We start from the raw sequence: 16,651 nt of genomic DNA on the forward strand, positions 1-16,651 counted from the left end.
GCGAATCATCAAGCTTAATTAAGTGGAACGAAATACGATTTCCATGCGCTCTGGGGTACATATACAGCACGATAAGGAGCAAAATAGAGCATACTCTGCCACAAGATGTCGCCCTTACGATTGGTTACCAGGATAGCACCGGTCTTGGCACAGGATATCAACAGATTGTCGTTAGGCAACAGATAGGCGCTACCCATGCGCGAGGAATAAAATTCACCAGGCAACAAGATGCTGATGGAGGTCTTGGCAGTCTTATTCTTTTCGTCTATCTTAAAACCACGAACAGCCGACCGCTTGGTGTACAAGCCGTTGTCGAACAGTAACAGTTCGCCGTCTTTTGTGATGTTGGGCGTGTGCTGGAACGAGAAGTAATCGTGCGGAGACATCTTGAAATCTCCCTTCTTTCCAAACTTCCACATGATTTCTCCCGTCTCCTTGTTTACCTTCCATATCTGATCTTCGATGGCCACCGACAACAGATAATTGCCATCAGAAGCTTCTATCAGGCCATTCATGTGGAAACGGTCGTGGCCATACTCTGCCATATAGGGATCGTTCTTCATATCCCAACGAGTCCAGGCAGACCATGTCTTATGTACTTTCCCTAAAGAGTCGATGACCATCACGCCGTCTCCGTTGAGCGTATCGCGCACTGCGACACCGTTCTTACGCACCGTTACGACGGTATCGGGCCGATATAGCGCATGTATCAAGCCTTGCTTGTCCATGTAGAAATCGTGATGGATGACTTGGAATTGCTTGTCGCGCTCCACTTTCTTGAGGTCTAAGCGCCATAGCAACTTGCCAGTAAGTGAGATTTCGCATAGTTGTGTACCGCCAACAAACCCTATCGGACCGCGGCGAGTGGGTTTCTTATGTTCCTCGTCGGCCACATTGCCCGACACATGGGTTGTGCTATCGCGCACATCCCGACTGAAAGGACGAAGCATAGCCAAGATAGTTCCACGCGGAGTGAGGATGGCCGAGCGAACGCCGATGCCTTCTATCTGCCAATACCAACGCACTTCGCCCTGCCCATCAATCATCATGATATAGCCCGGAAGGCGTGCATTGCACACCAATACCATGCCATCGCCCAAGGCAGAGGCATCGTGTGGCCGGCTGTCACCCAGCCAATGATTGACCAACCAGGATGCCTGTTTGGCCGTGGTAAAGCTTTCGGAAGCCGATTTTTGCTTAAACAACTTGTCTATCACCACCCGAAAACGATACTCGGTATTGGCCTTCAACAACAACAAATCCAACTGATGACGGATGGCAGATGCCGACACACGGGTGCGAAAACGCTTGCCCGTGGCCACTTCCTCATACTCCACATAGATGGGAGCGGGCTTAGCCAACTGCACAGCCACCCGGCTATACATCGCCGTATTGTTGGGTGAGGTCAACACGATAGAGACTATCCGATTACGACCTTGGTAATAGATAGTGCCGAGAACGGCCGACAAAACAACAAGAATCGCTGCAACGACCGAGATGATGATATTCTTACGTTTCATAAGACAATAGATAGGATAAGCTATCAACACAAAGGCACGGTGTTACCCGCGCCTTTGTGAGATGGTTAGTATTCCGATTATTTAGGGATACGTTCGGGATTTACGTCACGCATGAACTTATTCAGGTTGGCGTCTACCAATGGATATGGGAAGTAACGCTGCTTCTCGGTGACTACAGTCGGGCTGGGAAGATTCAGCGACTTCAGGTAAGCATTGACCGTAGACTCATACTTGCCGAAGCGGATAAGGTCGGCACGACGCTGGAACTCGAATACCAATTCGAAGCCACGCTCGTCGAGTATCGCCTGGTTCATGGCATCCTTCGTGGTCGGAGCAGGGAACTTGGCATCCTTACCATATTCAGGTGCACCGGCACGATGGCGTATCTCGTTCAGATATTTCAATGCCGCAGCAGGACCATTGAGATTATTCTCTATCTCGGCCTTGCAGAGAATCACGTCGGAAAGACGGAAAATAGAGATGGTGCGACCATCATAATAGGTGTCGCTAATCATCTCGTAAGAGTACTTCTTGGTAGCTACGTTCTGCAATACCTTGGTGGTATCGTTCGGCGGAGTGGTCTGACCGACAGCCGGCATCATGTAGTAGAAACCGTATTTACTCTTGTCGTCGCGCTTGTTCACACCCGTATAATTATAATAGAAGAACTGCTTGCGCGGGTCGGCATCGCTATACTTGCGCCAGAACGGGATGGATACAGCGTAATACTGCCAACGGTTAGGCACATCGGGATGGTCTTGCGGACCGAAGTGGTTGGTGATTTCGCCACCATTAGATGTTGCTTCGTGCAAGATACTGAAGATAGAACCCATGTCGTGCTTGTTGGATTCCGACCACACATTCTTAAAGTCCGGGTTCAGCTTATACACACCCTTGTCGCGCAGAGCAAGCACCATGTCGATATAAGTCTTGGCATTGGCATAGTCGTGGTCGCGCATATAGAGCTTGCCAAGCAGTGTTGCGGCAGCTCCCTTGGTGGCACGCGAGAGGTCGGCATCGCTCCATTTCTCAGGCAATGTGTTGATACATTCCTTCAAATCGTTAGCAATATACGCCACGATATCCTTCACCGGAGTCAGCTCCATATCCTTTGTCTCTGTGGGGTCGAGCAATGTCGTGGAGAAAGGTACAGCTCCGAAAGCATCTGTCAGGTCGCGATAAGCCAGCGCACGGAGGAACATAGCCTGCGCCTTGATGAGCTTCTTCTTCTCGTCTTTCATCGCTACATTATCCAGATTCTGTATCACCGTATTGGCATTACAGATAACTTGGTACATGCTGATGAAATTGTATTTGAAGTAACGGTTGTTGGCATCATAGGTCATCAGGCTCAACTTTGTGGGGTCACCGGCTGCCGTAGAATAGCCCATATCGGTGGAATAGTCGGTAATCATCACGAAGTAGCCTGCATAGTACATCCACGCATCGCCTGGATAAGGGGCTAAATCGGCATAGACACCTACCAAGGCTGCATCTATATCGGCTTCGGTCGTATAGGCATTGGCCGTCGTCAGATTGCTATAAATCTCCGGTTCCAAATCGGTACAAGCCGACAGCGTAGCCGCCATGCCCAATACGGCCGCCATACCTTTGATGTGATTCTTTATATTTGTTTTCATTCTGCTTACTTATTAAGTGTTGTAAATCGGTTGATTCTCATTGTTTAGAAAGTGATATTCACACCAAACGTAACGGTACGCATGCTCGGATAGGAGTTGAAATCGAGTCCGGCACCGGCATTGGCAGTCTGGTTGCTACCACTACTCTTGCTAGCTTCGTAGGCCTTGGTGTCAACTTCAGGATCCCAACCTGAATAGCCTGTGAAGGTAAGCAGGTTCTCGGCAGACACATATACGCGGCAACTGCTTACCACCTTGCGGAAAGGAATGGTATAGCCCAGCGTGATATTCTTCAGACGCAAGTAAGAAGCATCCTCGACAAAGTGGTCGTTGATGTAGCCACCCTTCTTGGAATAGAAGAATCCATTACGCGGAATGGTCGTACTGGGATGGTCTTTGGTCCAGCGAGTCAGCGCTGTCGTGGTGCGCTTCCACTCCAGGTTCATGTTCGTCATGTTCAACAAATCGTTGCCAAACGAACCCTGGAAGAATACCGACAAGTCGAAATTCTTATAAGAGAACGTATTGGTAATACCCATGATGAAGTCGGGACTGGCATGGCCGATGATGGTACGGTCGTCAGAATCTATCTTGCCATCTTTGTTGACATCTACAAACAAGGGGTCGCCGGGCTGTGCATCGGGCTGCGGAGTATAGGTCTCACCGGTCTGCAACACACCCTTATACCTATAACCGAAGAGCGAACCGAGCGCTTCTCCCTCGCGAATCACAGCATAGCTTTCCTCAGATACATTGCCCAAAGGCTTGGACGAAGTGATGAAGATGTCGCCGTTAGAACCGGTATCAAGCACTTTGTTACGGTTCATCGCAAAGTTGAACTTGGTCTCCCAATGGAATGGTCCGGTAAAGTTTACACTGTTTACTTCAACCTCGAAACCTGAGTTACGGATAGCACCGATGTTCTGCTGCCCCGAAGTGAAACCACTATAGCTAGGCATCACAATCTTCAGCAACAGGTCGTTGGTCTTCTTATAGTAAGCATCCAACGTCACAGTGAGTCGGTTATCAAAGAATCCCATGTCCATACCTACGTTGAACTGGCGGGTCGTTTCCCACTTCAGCTGAGGATTCTCGGCACTCGATTGAGAGATATGTGTACCGGCCGTATTGTCTGCACCGTTGAATGTGAGGTGAGTGTTGGCCATCAAGGCGTATGAAGCATAGTCGCCGATACGCTCGTTACCAGTCACACCGTAACCCAAACGCACCTTCAAGTTGCTGAATACATTCAGATTCTTGATAAAGGACTCCTCACCGGCACGCCATGCCAACGAACCTGAGGGGAAAGTTCCCCAGTGATTCTTCGAGCCGAAACGCGAACTACCGTCACGACGCAAGGTAAAGGTAGCCAGATAGCGGTCCTTGAACGAATAGTTGAGACGGCCGAAGAACGAAGCCAATATATTCTCGGTCTTGTTAGAACCCACGGCGGTCTTATTGGAAGCCGCACCCAGATTATTATAGGTGAAGAGGTCGGTAGAGAATCCCTTCACGTTGATATTGCGGTATTCACCCACAAACTTCTCGTACGAGTAACCCAACATCGCACTGATGTCGTGTACCTTTCCGATGGTAGTCATGTAGTTGGCCGTAGCCTCAAACACCTGGCGTGTACCGGTATAGTCGTATGTCGTAGCCACACCCTTGTCTATACCACCCTGATAAGTGGCTGCGGGCAGATATGTACCTTGGAAGTTGTGCATGATTTCCGCACCTCCGGTAGCCTTCAAAGTCAGCCCATCTATCGGGGTTACCTCTGCAAACACCGTTCCGTCGAACTTGTCGTTGCGCAGATTGTTCATACGCTCGTTCAGGTTGGCCAACGGGTTATCGCCACGACCACCGGGAACTCGACCGTAAGTACCGTCCGAGTTGTAAGGCAACACAGTGGGGTCGTAGAGCATCACACTGTAAAGTACGTTTGAATTCAAGATGTTACCGCTATACAACTGGTAGTTGGAGTTCTCGCGATGTGCATACATCGTCGCTCCGGTCTTGATATACTTGTTGATGGTCTGGTCTACATTCACACGACCGGAGAAGCGGGAGAAGTCGGTATTCTTCAACACACCCTCCTGCTTGAAGTAACCCAGAGAGGTGAGTACCTTCGTCTTTTCAGAGCCGCCGCTGAACTGTACGTTGTGGTCTTGTACCAATCCTACACGGGTACATACATCCAGCCAGTCGGTATCTACGTCCGACTGCAACTGCGAAGCTGTGTACACACCATTCTTCGTACCGGCCTTTCCATCCAGTTCTTCGTAGAGGTCGTTCTCCAAGTTCATGTATTCCTTGGCATTGATAAACTTGAATGGCTTCATGATATTCTGCACACCCACATAGCCGTTGTACGAGATTTTGTTCTCACCGGCACGTCCGCGCTTGGTCGTAATCAGCACAACGCCGTTAGCACCACGCGCTCCATAGATGGCAGTAGCCGACGCATCTTTCAGAATCTGCATCGACTCAATATCGTTAGGGTTGATATTCAGACCTTCCGAAGAGGGAAATCCGTCGACCACATAGAGCGGTTCGTTGGTCGAACTGATAGAGTTGTTACCACGAATGCGAACAGAGATACTACCGCCCGGTGCTTTCGAAGTCTGAGCCACCTGCACACCAGCCGTCTTACCCTGCAAAGCCTGAGCTGCATTACTTACCGTTCCACCCAGTGTCAAATCCTTGTTAGAGACCGAAGCTACCGAACCCGTCAGGTCTTTCTTCTTCACATAGCCATAACCGATGGCTACGACTTCGTTCAGCGTAGCGGCATTATCTTCCAGCACCACTTCTACAGAAGCGCGTCCGCCCACCTTCAGTTCCTTCGTGTTATAACCGATATACGATATCACGATTGTAGCGTTGTCGCCCGACACATTGATGGTAAACTGTCCGTTCACATCGGTCACAGCTCCCGTGCCCTTGCCTTTTTCGCGCACACTGGCTCCGATGATAGGTTCACCATTGGCATCGTTCACCGTACCGGAAACTTTTTTTGCTTTTTGTTGTACCACTGTCACAGAGGCATCTGTGCTTTCCACGGCCTGAACAGAGAGCGGATTGGCTACCAAAGCGGCCAGCAACGCAGCCCCCAAGAATGTCTTCATCGTTAGACTTGGAGCGTGCTTTCTACGTGAGAAAGCTTGTTCGATTCGTTCGCTCATAATTAATTCAAATATTTATAAGGTTTAATGTTTATCATTGATAGTGTGGCATCGGGTGCAAAAATACGAAGTTTTTCAAATAATGTTTTTTTAGCAAAGATTAAATATTTTGTTTTACATTTATTTAACAATACATTTTCATAGTATAAAAATACATAACTATCCCGTGTCAAATATTAAAATATCTACAAACCATCCGAAATACAGAACTTTATTGTAGACGTTTCGACAAACAAGGCAAGCTGCATTGTCAGTCCAATCTGCACCCGTTTCCATGCAACAGGAACTTAAAACTCACCAACCAAAAACTAAAGAACTCATGAACTTAGAAACTAAAGAACTCATAAACTTAAAAACTCAAAAAACTGCAAAGCCTCCGCAGCATCGCTGCAAAGGCCAAACAGCATTGCTGCAAAGCCCAGTCAGTAACACTGCCAAGGCCTTGCAGTAAATGGAGAGGTAAGAACTGAGAGGTAAAAGGTAAAAAGTAAGAGATAAGAAATAACTTTCCAAAAATGGATATTGAGGTTTGGACTATCTGCCACACGACGTATTTCCCACCTATCTCTTGCTTCTGAAGAACTCCTGCATCAAGGTTTTGCATTCCTCCTCCAATACTCCCCCGACAACTTCGGCCTTGGGATGGAAAGCATGGGGAGCATATTCCGAATAGCCACGCTTCGCATCGGGTGCACCATAGACAACACGACTCATCTGCGACCAGCCCAATGCGCCGGCACACATCACACAGGGTTCGACGGTCACATAGAGTGTACAGTCTTGCAGATATTTGCCGCCGAGCGTGTTGGCAGCTGCAGTGATGGCCTGCATCTCGGCATGCGCCGTTACGTCGTTGAGGGTTTCGGTGAGATTGTGCGCCCTGCTGATGACACGCCCACGGCACACCACGACCGCTCCGATGGGTATCTCGCCCTCATCCAATGCCCTATGCGCCTCGTCCAATGCCTTGAGCATGAACTGTTCGTCTATTTTCCGCTGTTCTTCTTCCTTTGTAATCATGGCTGCAAAAATAAGGTATTTTATTGGAAGAATGGAAGAATTGTATTATTTTTGCAAGTAATCAAATCTGACGGAACGGCATGAAAAAGCTCAACACACTATTTTTCTTCCTGCTCATAGCGGTCGGCCATCTCTGCGCTGCCGACGATTCCAAGAAGCCAATCCTGGGAACTTTCACCCTGGGAATGGCACCAGAGGAGTTTTATAGCCAGCAAAATGCACTACTGGAGAAATATCCCCAGACACCCATTGACCATATGGGAACTTACTATGCAGTGGCTATCGAAGGCGTCAGACTGAATCTTGAGACCATCAGCGAGGACGCCCAGGACATCACCGACATACTCAATCAGTGCTACGTCATGGAATTCAAGGAAGACAGACCGCTATATTTCTGCGGTTCACCTTATTTTATAGAGGGAAAACTGGCAGCCCTTACCATCGGTGGCATCCGCCAACCCGACATCACCATACCCTATATACTATTCAGGAATCCGACTAAGCCCGATGCCAAGGAGCAACTCGTCTGCTGCGACTTCAAGGCCCACAACAGGGCCATCGGGCAATGTCGTAAGTTGGTAGAAGTCTTCCAGAAATCGTTTGGCACCCCCATAAAGACCTACGACATCCCACAAATGCCGACGCAGCAGACCGTGGGCGACCAGAAGGAGCTTTCCGTAGACTACACGAAAACCTATCATTCGTATGCCGTCATACCCTTTGCCGAATTCAGGAACGGCGACATGCAGGTGGTCATCGGTATCAACTCGACCACTGCCACACCTTTTATCATGTACTATGCACCGCAAATGCTGGCGCATAAGTATCTCAATGAGGTGTTCAAGAGCATGCCTCAGACATTACCCGAAATTGCTCCCTGACGCATGGCAGCACACAACGACCTTGGCAAATGGGGCGAAGACTATGCCGCTGCCTATCTGGTGAGCGAGGGATATGACATCATGGAACGCGACTGGAGAATGGGCGGGAAGGACATCGACATCGTGGCACGCACGCCGGACGGCACAACCGTGGTCTTCGTAGAGGTGAAGACGCGCCGCTCGGACACCATCACCAAACCGGCAGATGCCGTGAACCGACAGAAGATGCGCAACCTGGGGCATGCTGCCAACGCCTATGTAAAGATGCACCAGCTATGGGACGAACTGCGATTCGACGTCATTACAATCGTGGGCAGTGATAAGGAAACTGCCCGCATGGAACATATCCAAGACGCATTCAACCCACTGCTGCTTTAAAATTCAGACATGAAGAGAGAAATCATACGACTCAATGAGGTGGATTCCACCAACGACTATCTGCGCCGGCACGGCAGTGTGCCCGATGAAGACATGACTGTCGTCGTGGCCGACCATCAGACTTCAGGGCGCGGACAAGGCACGAATACCTGGGAGAGCGAGGACGGGAAGAACCTGCTTCTGAGCATTCTCGTTCGCCCTTGGCACACGCCTACGGCCTTTCAGTTCCTACTATCCATGGCCGGGGCATTGGCGCTGAAAGACACCCTCGATGCCTATACAGAGGGTATCACGCTGAAATGGCCGAATGATGTGTACTGGAACGACCGTAAAATCAGTGGCACGCTGATAGAAACATCGTTGAGCGGAGGACATCTGAAAGGGTGCATATTCGGTATCGGACTGAATATCAACCAACTGCAATTCGTGAGTGATGCTCCCAATCCCGTGTCGTTGGCCGGCATTCTGGGACATGAAGTAGACCGCGAAGAGGTGTTACAGCAGCTGTTAGACAACTTCGAGAGACGCTACGAACTGTTGGAACGAGGCGGAGCTGCCGACATTTCGGCCAATTACTACATGTCGCTCTATCGCCGCGAAGGTTTCCATTCTTACGAAGATGCCGACGGCCGCTTCGAAGCCTGCATCGTAGAAGTGGGCGATAACGGCACTATCGTCTTGCGCGACAGCGAAGGACGGTTCAGGGAATACACATTCAAGGAGGTGAGATTTATAACATAAAAGGTTAGAAGTAAGAGATAAGAGAATCTATAAATACAACAAATAAGACTATGACAAAGTTTAAAAGAATACTGCTCAAACTGAGTGGTGAGAGCCTGATGGGCTCACAGAGTTTCGGTATCGACCCCGAACGCCTGGCCGACTATGCACGCCAAATCAAGGAGGTTCATGAAATGGGTGTGCAGATAGGTATCGTCATCGGCGGCGGTAACATCTTCCGTGGTCTCAGCGGCAGCCAGAAAGGCTTCGACCGAGTAAAAGGCGACCAGATGGGCATGTGCGCTACGGTCATCAACTCGCTTGCCCTGAGTTCGGCACTGGGTGCTATCGGCGTGAAGACCAAGGTGCTCACGGCCATCCGCATGGAACCTATCGGAGAATTCTACAGCAAATGGAAAGCCATTGAGTCGATGGAACAGGGCTACGTCTGCATCTTCTCTGCCGGCACAGGCTCACCTTATTTCACTACCGACACAGGCAGCTCGCTGCGCGGTATAGAGATAGAAGCCGACGTGATGTTGAAAGGTACGCGCGTAGACGGAATCTACACGGCCGACCCGGAGAAAGACCCTACGGCCACGAAGTTTACCGATATCACCTACGACGAGATTTACACGCGTGGCCTTAAGGTGATGGATCTCACCGCCACTACCATGTGTAAGGAGAACAATCTGCCCATCTATGTATTCAACATGGACATAGTAGGCAATCTGAAAAAGGTGATGGACGGCGAACCCATCGGCACATTGGTACATAACTAAATAAAGGCGGCGGATTAAATCCGCCGCCTTTGTTTTATTGAGAACCCTACTCTTCCTTGAAATCTACATACTCTCCCTCGTCTTTGGAGAATATTTTCTGATTGGCCTCGGCCGAAGTGCGTTGGTCTACAACCGTCTCTCCCTCTTTATCTGAATAGGTACGGCGCGTAGACGAAGATGCGCTTGCCCTGCCGGCATACCGTCCATTCACCTGGTCTTGCATCTTTCTGGCTGAATCGCGCAGCCGTCTGAAGAATGAATAGGCGATGAACACCAGTGCGAGAAGTCCCGCAACAAAGACGAAAAATATCAATTTGAGAAACACCATTTACTTCTTGTTTTTAGCATTAACAATGGCCGACAACACCACATACCACGCAATGATAACGGCAAAGGCCGACAGGCGGAAGATAACCAGGATAGGCAAGCAAGTAGCCAAGAAGATGTATTTCACCTCATTGCCCTTATATCCCCACTGCTTGAACTTGAGTGCAAACATCGGCAGCTCTGCTATCAGCAGCCAACTGCTCAAAGCCACCATCGCCAGAATGACGAACGGCATATACGGAGAAGACTCCAGAATATCGCCTGCCCCCACTATCAACGACCCCCAAAAGAGCGCATTGGCAGGTGTGGGCAACCCTATGAACGACGTAGTCTGCCGCTCGTCGAGATTGAATTTGGCCAGTCTGAGTGCCGAGAAAGCTGCCATGATGTAAGCGGCATAGCACAGATAAAGCCGATACGGCTCCAGTGACATGGGAAAAGTCATGATACTCAATTCGCTGAAAACCATCGTTGCCGGTGCGACACCGAACGTGATGACATCGGCCAGCGAGTCCAATTCCTTCCCGATGGGCGAGGATACGTGCAACAGACGGGCACTCATGCCATCGAAGAAATCGAACACTGCCCCCATCACTATCCATGCCAGCGCCCATACAGGGTCGCCATTAAAAGCCCAAACAGTAGCGATGCAACCACAAACCAGATTGCAACAGGTTATCGTATTAGGAATATTCCTTATGATTATATTTGCCATAGTCTATTATTATTGCTTGCAAAGATAGCGCAAACAAGCATAAAAGCAAAATTTATTTCCTATTTATTCTAGGTAAACGGCTCTAGACATCCACTTTCGACCAAACAGTTGCCATCTCCGGCATCCTCCTATTGACCAGGCAGCTCTTATCTATTGTCCATCAACTGTCAGTACCTCGTTTTTCTGCAAAGGCTCGGCAGCATTGCTGCCAAGCCTCCGCAGCACGACTGAAAAGGCCATGCAGCATCACTGCAAAGGCTTTGCAGAAAACAGGTCGACATGCCAATGAACATGTGGCTTGCCAACTTGGTTATTTAAATAAGTACAGGATGAGTGAACAGACTGATTACTTCAGCTTGGCAATAACGGTCTGGTCGCCGGTCGTAGACTGTCCCATCTTGACACAAACCTCCGTGCCTACGGGCAGATAGACATCTACACGACTACCCAACTTGATAAAACCGAGATGCTCGTCGATATAGCAATCCTCGCCTTCCTTGGCATAAGTGACGATGCGACGGGCCATAGCGCCGGCAATCTGGCGACACAAGATGTCTACACCATCGGGGGTAGTAATCATCACATCGGCATGCTCGTTTTCCGAACTGGCCTTAGGTAGCCAGGCCTTATGGAAGTTTCCGTCCTTATGGCATACGAATTTCACCTTGCCATCTACCGGAAACCAGTTGGCATGCACATTCCACAGACTCATGAAAATACTGATCATGAGACGCTTGTCGTGGAAATATTCGTTCTCCTCGACCTCCTCGATGACCACTATCTTGCCATCGGCCGGAGCCACTACCACCTTACTGGTGTCGTCTTCGGCAGAGAAATAGCGGATGGGACAACGGTAGAAATTGAGCACGATAGCGTAAACTGCCGAAAAAACAACCAAAACAACCCAAAAAGGAATCTTGGTATCAAAGGCTCGCCACGTTAACAAGACGATGGCAGCCATCACAATGAAACCATAGAGAAGAGTGTCTGTCCCCTCTCTGTGTATGCGTATCTTTTTGAGTTTGTTGATTCTTTTAATCATAGTAACTAAGGATATACGAACATTTCAACAAGGCGTAAGCCGGTGCCAAAGGTTGTTCTGACGTATGTTCAATCGTATTGAGGAGGCCTTTTACCTACCGTTTGCAAAGTTAATGATTTTTTGTTAGCTCCACAAAATTTTATTATTTTTCTTTTGGTTGTATCGGGGATAAGCCGTAACTTTGAACTCCAAATTGCATCATTTTCATGGAAGATTTCGTTCATTTACACGTCCACACCTATTATTCTATTCTTGATGGCCAGTCCAAGATTTCGCGCTTGGTCGACAAGGCTGTCGGCAATGGCATGAAAGGCATGGCCATTACCGATCATGGCGCCATGTTTGGCATCAAGGAATTCTGGGATTACTGTAGCGGAGTAAACAAGAAACGGAAGGCAGACGGCCTTGAACCTTTCAAGCCGATACTGGGCTGTGAGATGTATGTGGCCCGCCATCGCAAGGAGGATAAGGTAAAGGAGAACGGAGACAACTCCGGCTACCACCTCATCGTGCTTGCCAAAAACTATCAGGGATATAAGAATCTTATCAAACTGGTATCGCGCTCATGGGTAGACGGCTACTATTACAGGCCGCGTACCGACCGCGAAGACCTGGAGAAATACCACGAGGGACTGATTATCTGTACGGCTTGCCTGGCCGGAGAAGTACCCCGTAAGATTATGGCCGACGACCTTGACGGTGCACGCGAAGCCTGCCTGTGGTACAAGAATCTTTTTGGCGATGACTTTTATCTGGAGTTGCAGCGCCACAAGGTGACCGATCCAACCCTGCTTGCCAACCGCACGGCCTATCCGCTGCAACAGAAAGTGAATGCCGTGCTGGAGCAGTTCAGCAAGGAAATGGGTATCAAGCTCGTCTGCACCAACGACTGCCACTTCGAAGACAAAGAGACCGCCGAGGCGCATGACCATCTGCTCTGTCTGGCTACGGGCAAGGACTTGGACGACCCGAACCGCATGCGCTACAGCAAGCAGGAATGGTTTAAGACCCGTGAAGAGATGAACGAGGTGTTTCCCGACCACCCGGAAGCTCTGCGCAACACGCTCGAAATTCTGGACAAGGTAGAATTCTACAGCATCGAGCACGACCCCGTGATGCCGTTCTTCCCTATTCCGGAGGAGTTCGGCACGGAAGAGCAATGGCGCCGGAAATTCACCGAAGAAGACCTGTACAAGGAATTTTGCAGCAACGAGAACGGCGAAAACCTCATGTCGCCCGAAGACGGTGAGAAACGAATCAAGCACCTGGGAGGCTACGACAAGATTTACCGCATCAAGTTTGAAGCCGACTATTTGGACGAACTGACCTTCCAAGGTGCTAAAAAGATATACGGAGACCCTGTACCGAAAGAGGTGGAAGAACGTATCAGGTTTGAACTTCACGTGATGAAGACGATGGGATTCCCCGGCTACTTCCTCATCGTGCAAGACTTCATCAACTCTGCCCGCCAGGAATTAGGAGTGATGGTAGGCCCTGGCCGTGGCTCTGCGGCGGGTTCGGTAGCAGCCTATTGTCTGGGTATCACAAAGATAGACCCACTGAAATACGACTTGCTGTTCGAGCGTTTCCTCAACCCCGACCGTATTTCCCTACCCGATATTGATACCGACTTCGACGACGACGGACGTGGACGCGTGCTGCAATGGGTGATGGATAAGTACGGCCATGAGAACTGTGCGCACATCATTACCTACGGAAGCATGGCTACAAAAAACTCCATCAAGGACGTTGCACGCGTAGAGAAACTCCCGTTGGAGAAGGCAAATGCACTCTGCAAGGCAATTCCCGACCGTCTGCCCGACGGCTTGAAGATGAACCTGACCAACGCCATCAAGACAGTCGGCATGTTGCGCGAGGCGGAAGCGTCGGTCGATCCACGCGAGCGGAACACCATGAAGTATGCCAAGATGCTCGAAGGAACGGTGCGCGGAACAGGTATCCATGCCTGCGGATTCATCATCTGTCGCGACCCTATCAGCGACTGGGTCCCCATTTCTACGGCCGACGACCCCGACTTCAAGGACCTGAAAGTTCCCGTGACACAGTACGACGGACACGTTATCGAGTCTACCGGACTTATCAAGATGGACTTTCTCGGACTGAAAACCCTCTCGGAGTTGAAGGAAGCCGTGAAGAATGTGAAGTTGACGACAGGTGTAGAAGTAGACCTCGACAACATTCCTATCGACGACGAACTCACCTATCAGCTCTATCAGCAGGGGCGGACGATTGGTACTTTCCAGTTTGAGTCGCCCGGTATGCAGAAATATCTGCGCGAACTTCACCCCACGGTGTTCGGCGATTTGATAGCCATGAATGCCCTCTACCGTCCCGGCCCAATGGACAACATCCCGTCGTTCGTTGCACGTAAACACGGGAGAGAACCCATCAGCTACCCTATTCCGGAAATGGAGAAGTATCTGAAAGACACGTATGGCATCACCGTCTACCAAGAGCAAGTCATGCTTCTGAGTCGCCTGCTGGCCGGCTTTACGCGTGGTCAGAGCGACACCTTGCGCAAGGCAATGGGTAAAAAGAAAATCGACCAGATGAACAAACTGGAAAAGTTGTTCTATGAAGGGGGCGAAGCGCGTGGGCACGACCATAAGACCCTGAACCATATCTGGGAAGAATGGAAGAAGTTTGCATCCTATGCGTTCAACAAGTCTCATGCAGCATGTTATAGCTGGGTGGCTTTCCAGACGGCCTATATGAAGGCACATTACCCGGCAGAGTTCATGGCTGCCATTATGACACGACGCAAAAGCGACATCAAGGAAATCACAAAGCTCATGGACGAATGCAAGTCCATGGGTATTCCCACGCTTGGACCAAGTGTCAACGAAAGCTATGGGAACTTCGGTGTAAACCAAAAAGGCGAGATAAGATTCGGACTGGCAGCCATCAAGGGAATGGGCGAACAGGCTGCAGAAGCCATCATCAACGAACGAAATGAGAACGGACCATATCAGAATATATTCGACTTTGCACAGCGTGTAGACTTCTCCAACGTCAATCGCAAGGCCTTTGAATCGCTCGCCATGAGCGGTGGATTTGACTGTTTCGGACTGAAACGCGAGCAATATTTTGGCAAGAACAACAAGGGTGATGTCTTCTTGGATACCCTAGTACGCTATGGTCAGCTGTATCAGGCAGAGCAGGCAGAGGCCCGGAATTCCTTGTTCGGTGGCAGTGATGCCGTAGAGATTGCGACTCCTGTCGTCCCACAGGTGGAAGAATGGAGTACGATAGAGAAGCTGAACCACGAACGTGAACTGGTAGGTATCTATCTCTCTGCCCATCCACTCGACGAATTCAGCATCATCCTGAACTCGATGTGCAACACACATTGTGCCGAGCTGGAAGATAAGGAGGCTCTCGTAGGCAAACAAGAAATTACCATCGGCGGCATGGTTACGGCGGTCAAATCGGGTTTCACCAAGTCGGGAAAACCGTATGGTGTGGTCACATTGGAAGACTTTGAAGGCAGTGGCGAGCTTTTCATCATGGATGCCGAATGGGGCAGATGGAGCGGAATGTTCATACAAGGTGCTATCATCTTCATGAAGGCAAGCTGTAATAAGCGTTTCCCGACAAGTACCTACGTCGATTTCAAGATTGCCGACATTCAGTATATGCAGACCATCCGCGACACGCGTATTGAGCGGTTCACCATCAGCATGGACATCAACGACATCGACGAGACCATAGTAAACGACATATCCACACTGGTATCAGACAGTCCGGGACACACGATGCTCTTCATACAGGTAGTAGATAAGGAACACAACTCGAACCTGGTGCTGCGCTCACGCGCTCATGAGATAAGCCTTACCCGCGACTTTGTGAACTACGTAGAATCCAATCCGCTCATGACTTACCACGTGAACTGACAAAAACGGCAACTATTATCGGTCGCGACTTTTGGCATATAGTTTGCTCATAGCATCATAGTGACAACAATAATTATACATATATAGAATATAAAAAAACAACAAGATGGAAGTTACAATTACAAACGAGAACTTTGAGAGTTACAAGAATGGAGAGTTACCTTTGGTAGTAGACCTGTGGGCAACATGGTGCGGACCTTGCCGTATGGTCGGTCCTATCATCTCAGAGTTGGCAAACGACTACGATGGCAAGATTGTCGTAGGCAAGTGTGACGTTGAGGAAAACAACGAGATTGCCATGGAATATGGCGTTCGCAACATCCCTACCATCCTCTTCTTCAAGGGAGGTCAGTTGGTCGACAAGTTCGTCGGTGCTGCCAGCAAAGAGCGTATCGAAGAAAAATTCAAAGTGCTTCTGTAATCCACGGAGAGCTTTTAAACATACAAGTGCAATGACATGACAGAATGTCGTTGCACTTTTTTATTCCCGGAAAACAGGAAATATGCTCACATCTCTTCCCTTTTTG

13 protein-coding genes are annotated in these 16,651 nt (G+C 49.5%); 6 read left to right on the plus strand and 7 right to left on the minus strand.

Translation table 11 applies throughout. The features are described from left to right. Positions 1 to 14: 14 nt before the first annotated feature. The 4 genes from ACZ42L_RS06985 to ACZ42L_RS07000 form a co-directional block, all read right to left on the minus strand. Positions 15 to 1,520: an aryl-sulfate sulfotransferase gene (locus ACZ42L_RS06985; RefSeq protein WP_464715660.1), complete on the minus strand. Its 1,506-nt coding sequence runs from the start codon at positions 1,518 to 1,520 to the stop codon at positions 15 to 17. A gap of 77 nt (positions 1,521 to 1,597) precedes the next feature. Continuing rightward, positions 1,598 to 3,160: a RagB/SusD family nutrient uptake outer membrane protein gene (locus ACZ42L_RS06990; protein WP_464697676.1), complete on the minus strand. Its 1,563-nt coding sequence runs from the start codon at positions 3,158 to 3,160 to the stop codon at positions 1,598 to 1,600. Between the two features lie 44 nt (positions 3,161 to 3,204). Beyond that, positions 3,205 to 6,345, minus strand: a complete 3,141-nt coding sequence (locus tag ACZ42L_RS06995; protein ID WP_464697678.1) for a SusC/RagA family TonB-linked outer membrane protein — start codon at positions 6,343 to 6,345, stop codon at positions 3,205 to 3,207. A gap of 561 nt (positions 6,346 to 6,906) precedes the next feature. Further along, on the minus strand, positions 6,907 to 7,365 hold the full coding sequence (locus ACZ42L_RS07000; RefSeq protein WP_464697680.1) for a nucleoside deaminase: 459 nt from the start codon (positions 7,363 to 7,365) through the stop codon (positions 6,907 to 6,909). Between the two features lie 80 nt (positions 7,366 to 7,445). On the opposite strand from ACZ42L_RS07000, the gene ACZ42L_RS07005 reads away from it, so the two are divergent. Genes ACZ42L_RS07005 through pyrH form a run of 4 tightly spaced genes read left to right on the plus strand, consistent with a single transcriptional unit; the run spans position 7,446 to position 10,126 of the window. Continuing rightward, the gene (locus ACZ42L_RS07005) at positions 7,446 to 8,246 is read left to right on the plus strand and encodes a hypothetical protein (protein WP_464715661.1); all 801 of its coding nucleotides are present in this window, start codon (positions 7,446 to 7,448) and stop codon (positions 8,244 to 8,246) included. Between the two features lie 3 nt (positions 8,247 to 8,249). Further along, positions 8,250 to 8,624, plus strand: a complete 375-nt coding sequence (locus tag ACZ42L_RS07010) for a YraN family protein (RefSeq protein ID WP_464697684.1) — start codon at positions 8,250 to 8,252, stop codon at positions 8,622 to 8,624. Positions 8,625 to 8,633: 9 nt separating this feature from the next. Further along, positions 8,634 to 9,365, plus strand: a complete 732-nt coding sequence (locus ACZ42L_RS07015; protein ID WP_464715662.1) for a biotin--[acetyl-CoA-carboxylase] ligase — start codon at positions 8,634 to 8,636, stop codon at positions 9,363 to 9,365. A gap of 50 nt (positions 9,366 to 9,415) precedes the next feature. Next, positions 9,416 to 10,126: a UMP kinase gene (pyrH, locus tag ACZ42L_RS07020; protein ID WP_464697688.1), complete on the plus strand. Its 711-nt coding sequence runs from the start codon at positions 9,416 to 9,418 to the stop codon at positions 10,124 to 10,126. Between the two features lie 46 nt (positions 10,127 to 10,172). Here pyrH and ACZ42L_RS07025 read toward each other — a convergent pair whose 3' ends face one another. The 3 genes from ACZ42L_RS07025 to ACZ42L_RS07035 all read right to left on the minus strand — a co-directional run bounded on the left by ACZ42L_RS07025 (position 10,173) and on the right by ACZ42L_RS07035 (position 12,210). After that, positions 10,173 to 10,454: a DUF4834 family protein gene (locus ACZ42L_RS07025; RefSeq protein WP_464697690.1), complete on the minus strand. Its 282-nt coding sequence runs from the start codon at positions 10,452 to 10,454 to the stop codon at positions 10,173 to 10,175. Beyond that, positions 10,455 to 11,168: a CDP-diacylglycerol--serine O-phosphatidyltransferase gene (gene pssA / locus ACZ42L_RS07030; RefSeq protein ID WP_464697692.1), complete on the minus strand. Its 714-nt coding sequence runs from the start codon at positions 11,166 to 11,168 to the stop codon at positions 10,455 to 10,457. A gap of 346 nt (positions 11,169 to 11,514) precedes the next feature. Beyond that, entirely contained in the window at positions 11,515 to 12,210 is a 696-nt protein-coding gene (locus ACZ42L_RS07035; protein ID WP_464702121.1) for a phosphatidylserine decarboxylase family protein, read from the minus strand. A 206-nt stretch (positions 12,211 to 12,416) separates the two neighbouring features. Between ACZ42L_RS07035 and dnaE the strand changes: the two genes are divergently transcribed. Both dnaE and trxA read left to right on the plus strand, forming a co-directional pair. Then, on the plus strand, positions 12,417 to 16,124 hold the full coding sequence (gene dnaE, locus ACZ42L_RS07040) for a DNA polymerase III subunit alpha (RefSeq protein ID WP_464715663.1): 3,708 nt from the start codon (positions 12,417 to 12,419) through the stop codon (positions 16,122 to 16,124). Between the two features lie 106 nt (positions 16,125 to 16,230). Then, a complete protein-coding gene (gene trxA / locus ACZ42L_RS07045; RefSeq protein WP_464697698.1) occupies positions 16,231 to 16,545 on the plus strand; it encodes a thioredoxin in 315 nt (104 codons plus the stop codon). Positions 16,546 to 16,651: the final 106 nt, after the last annotated feature.

Source organism: Prevotella mikamonis, from assembly GCF_055381405.1.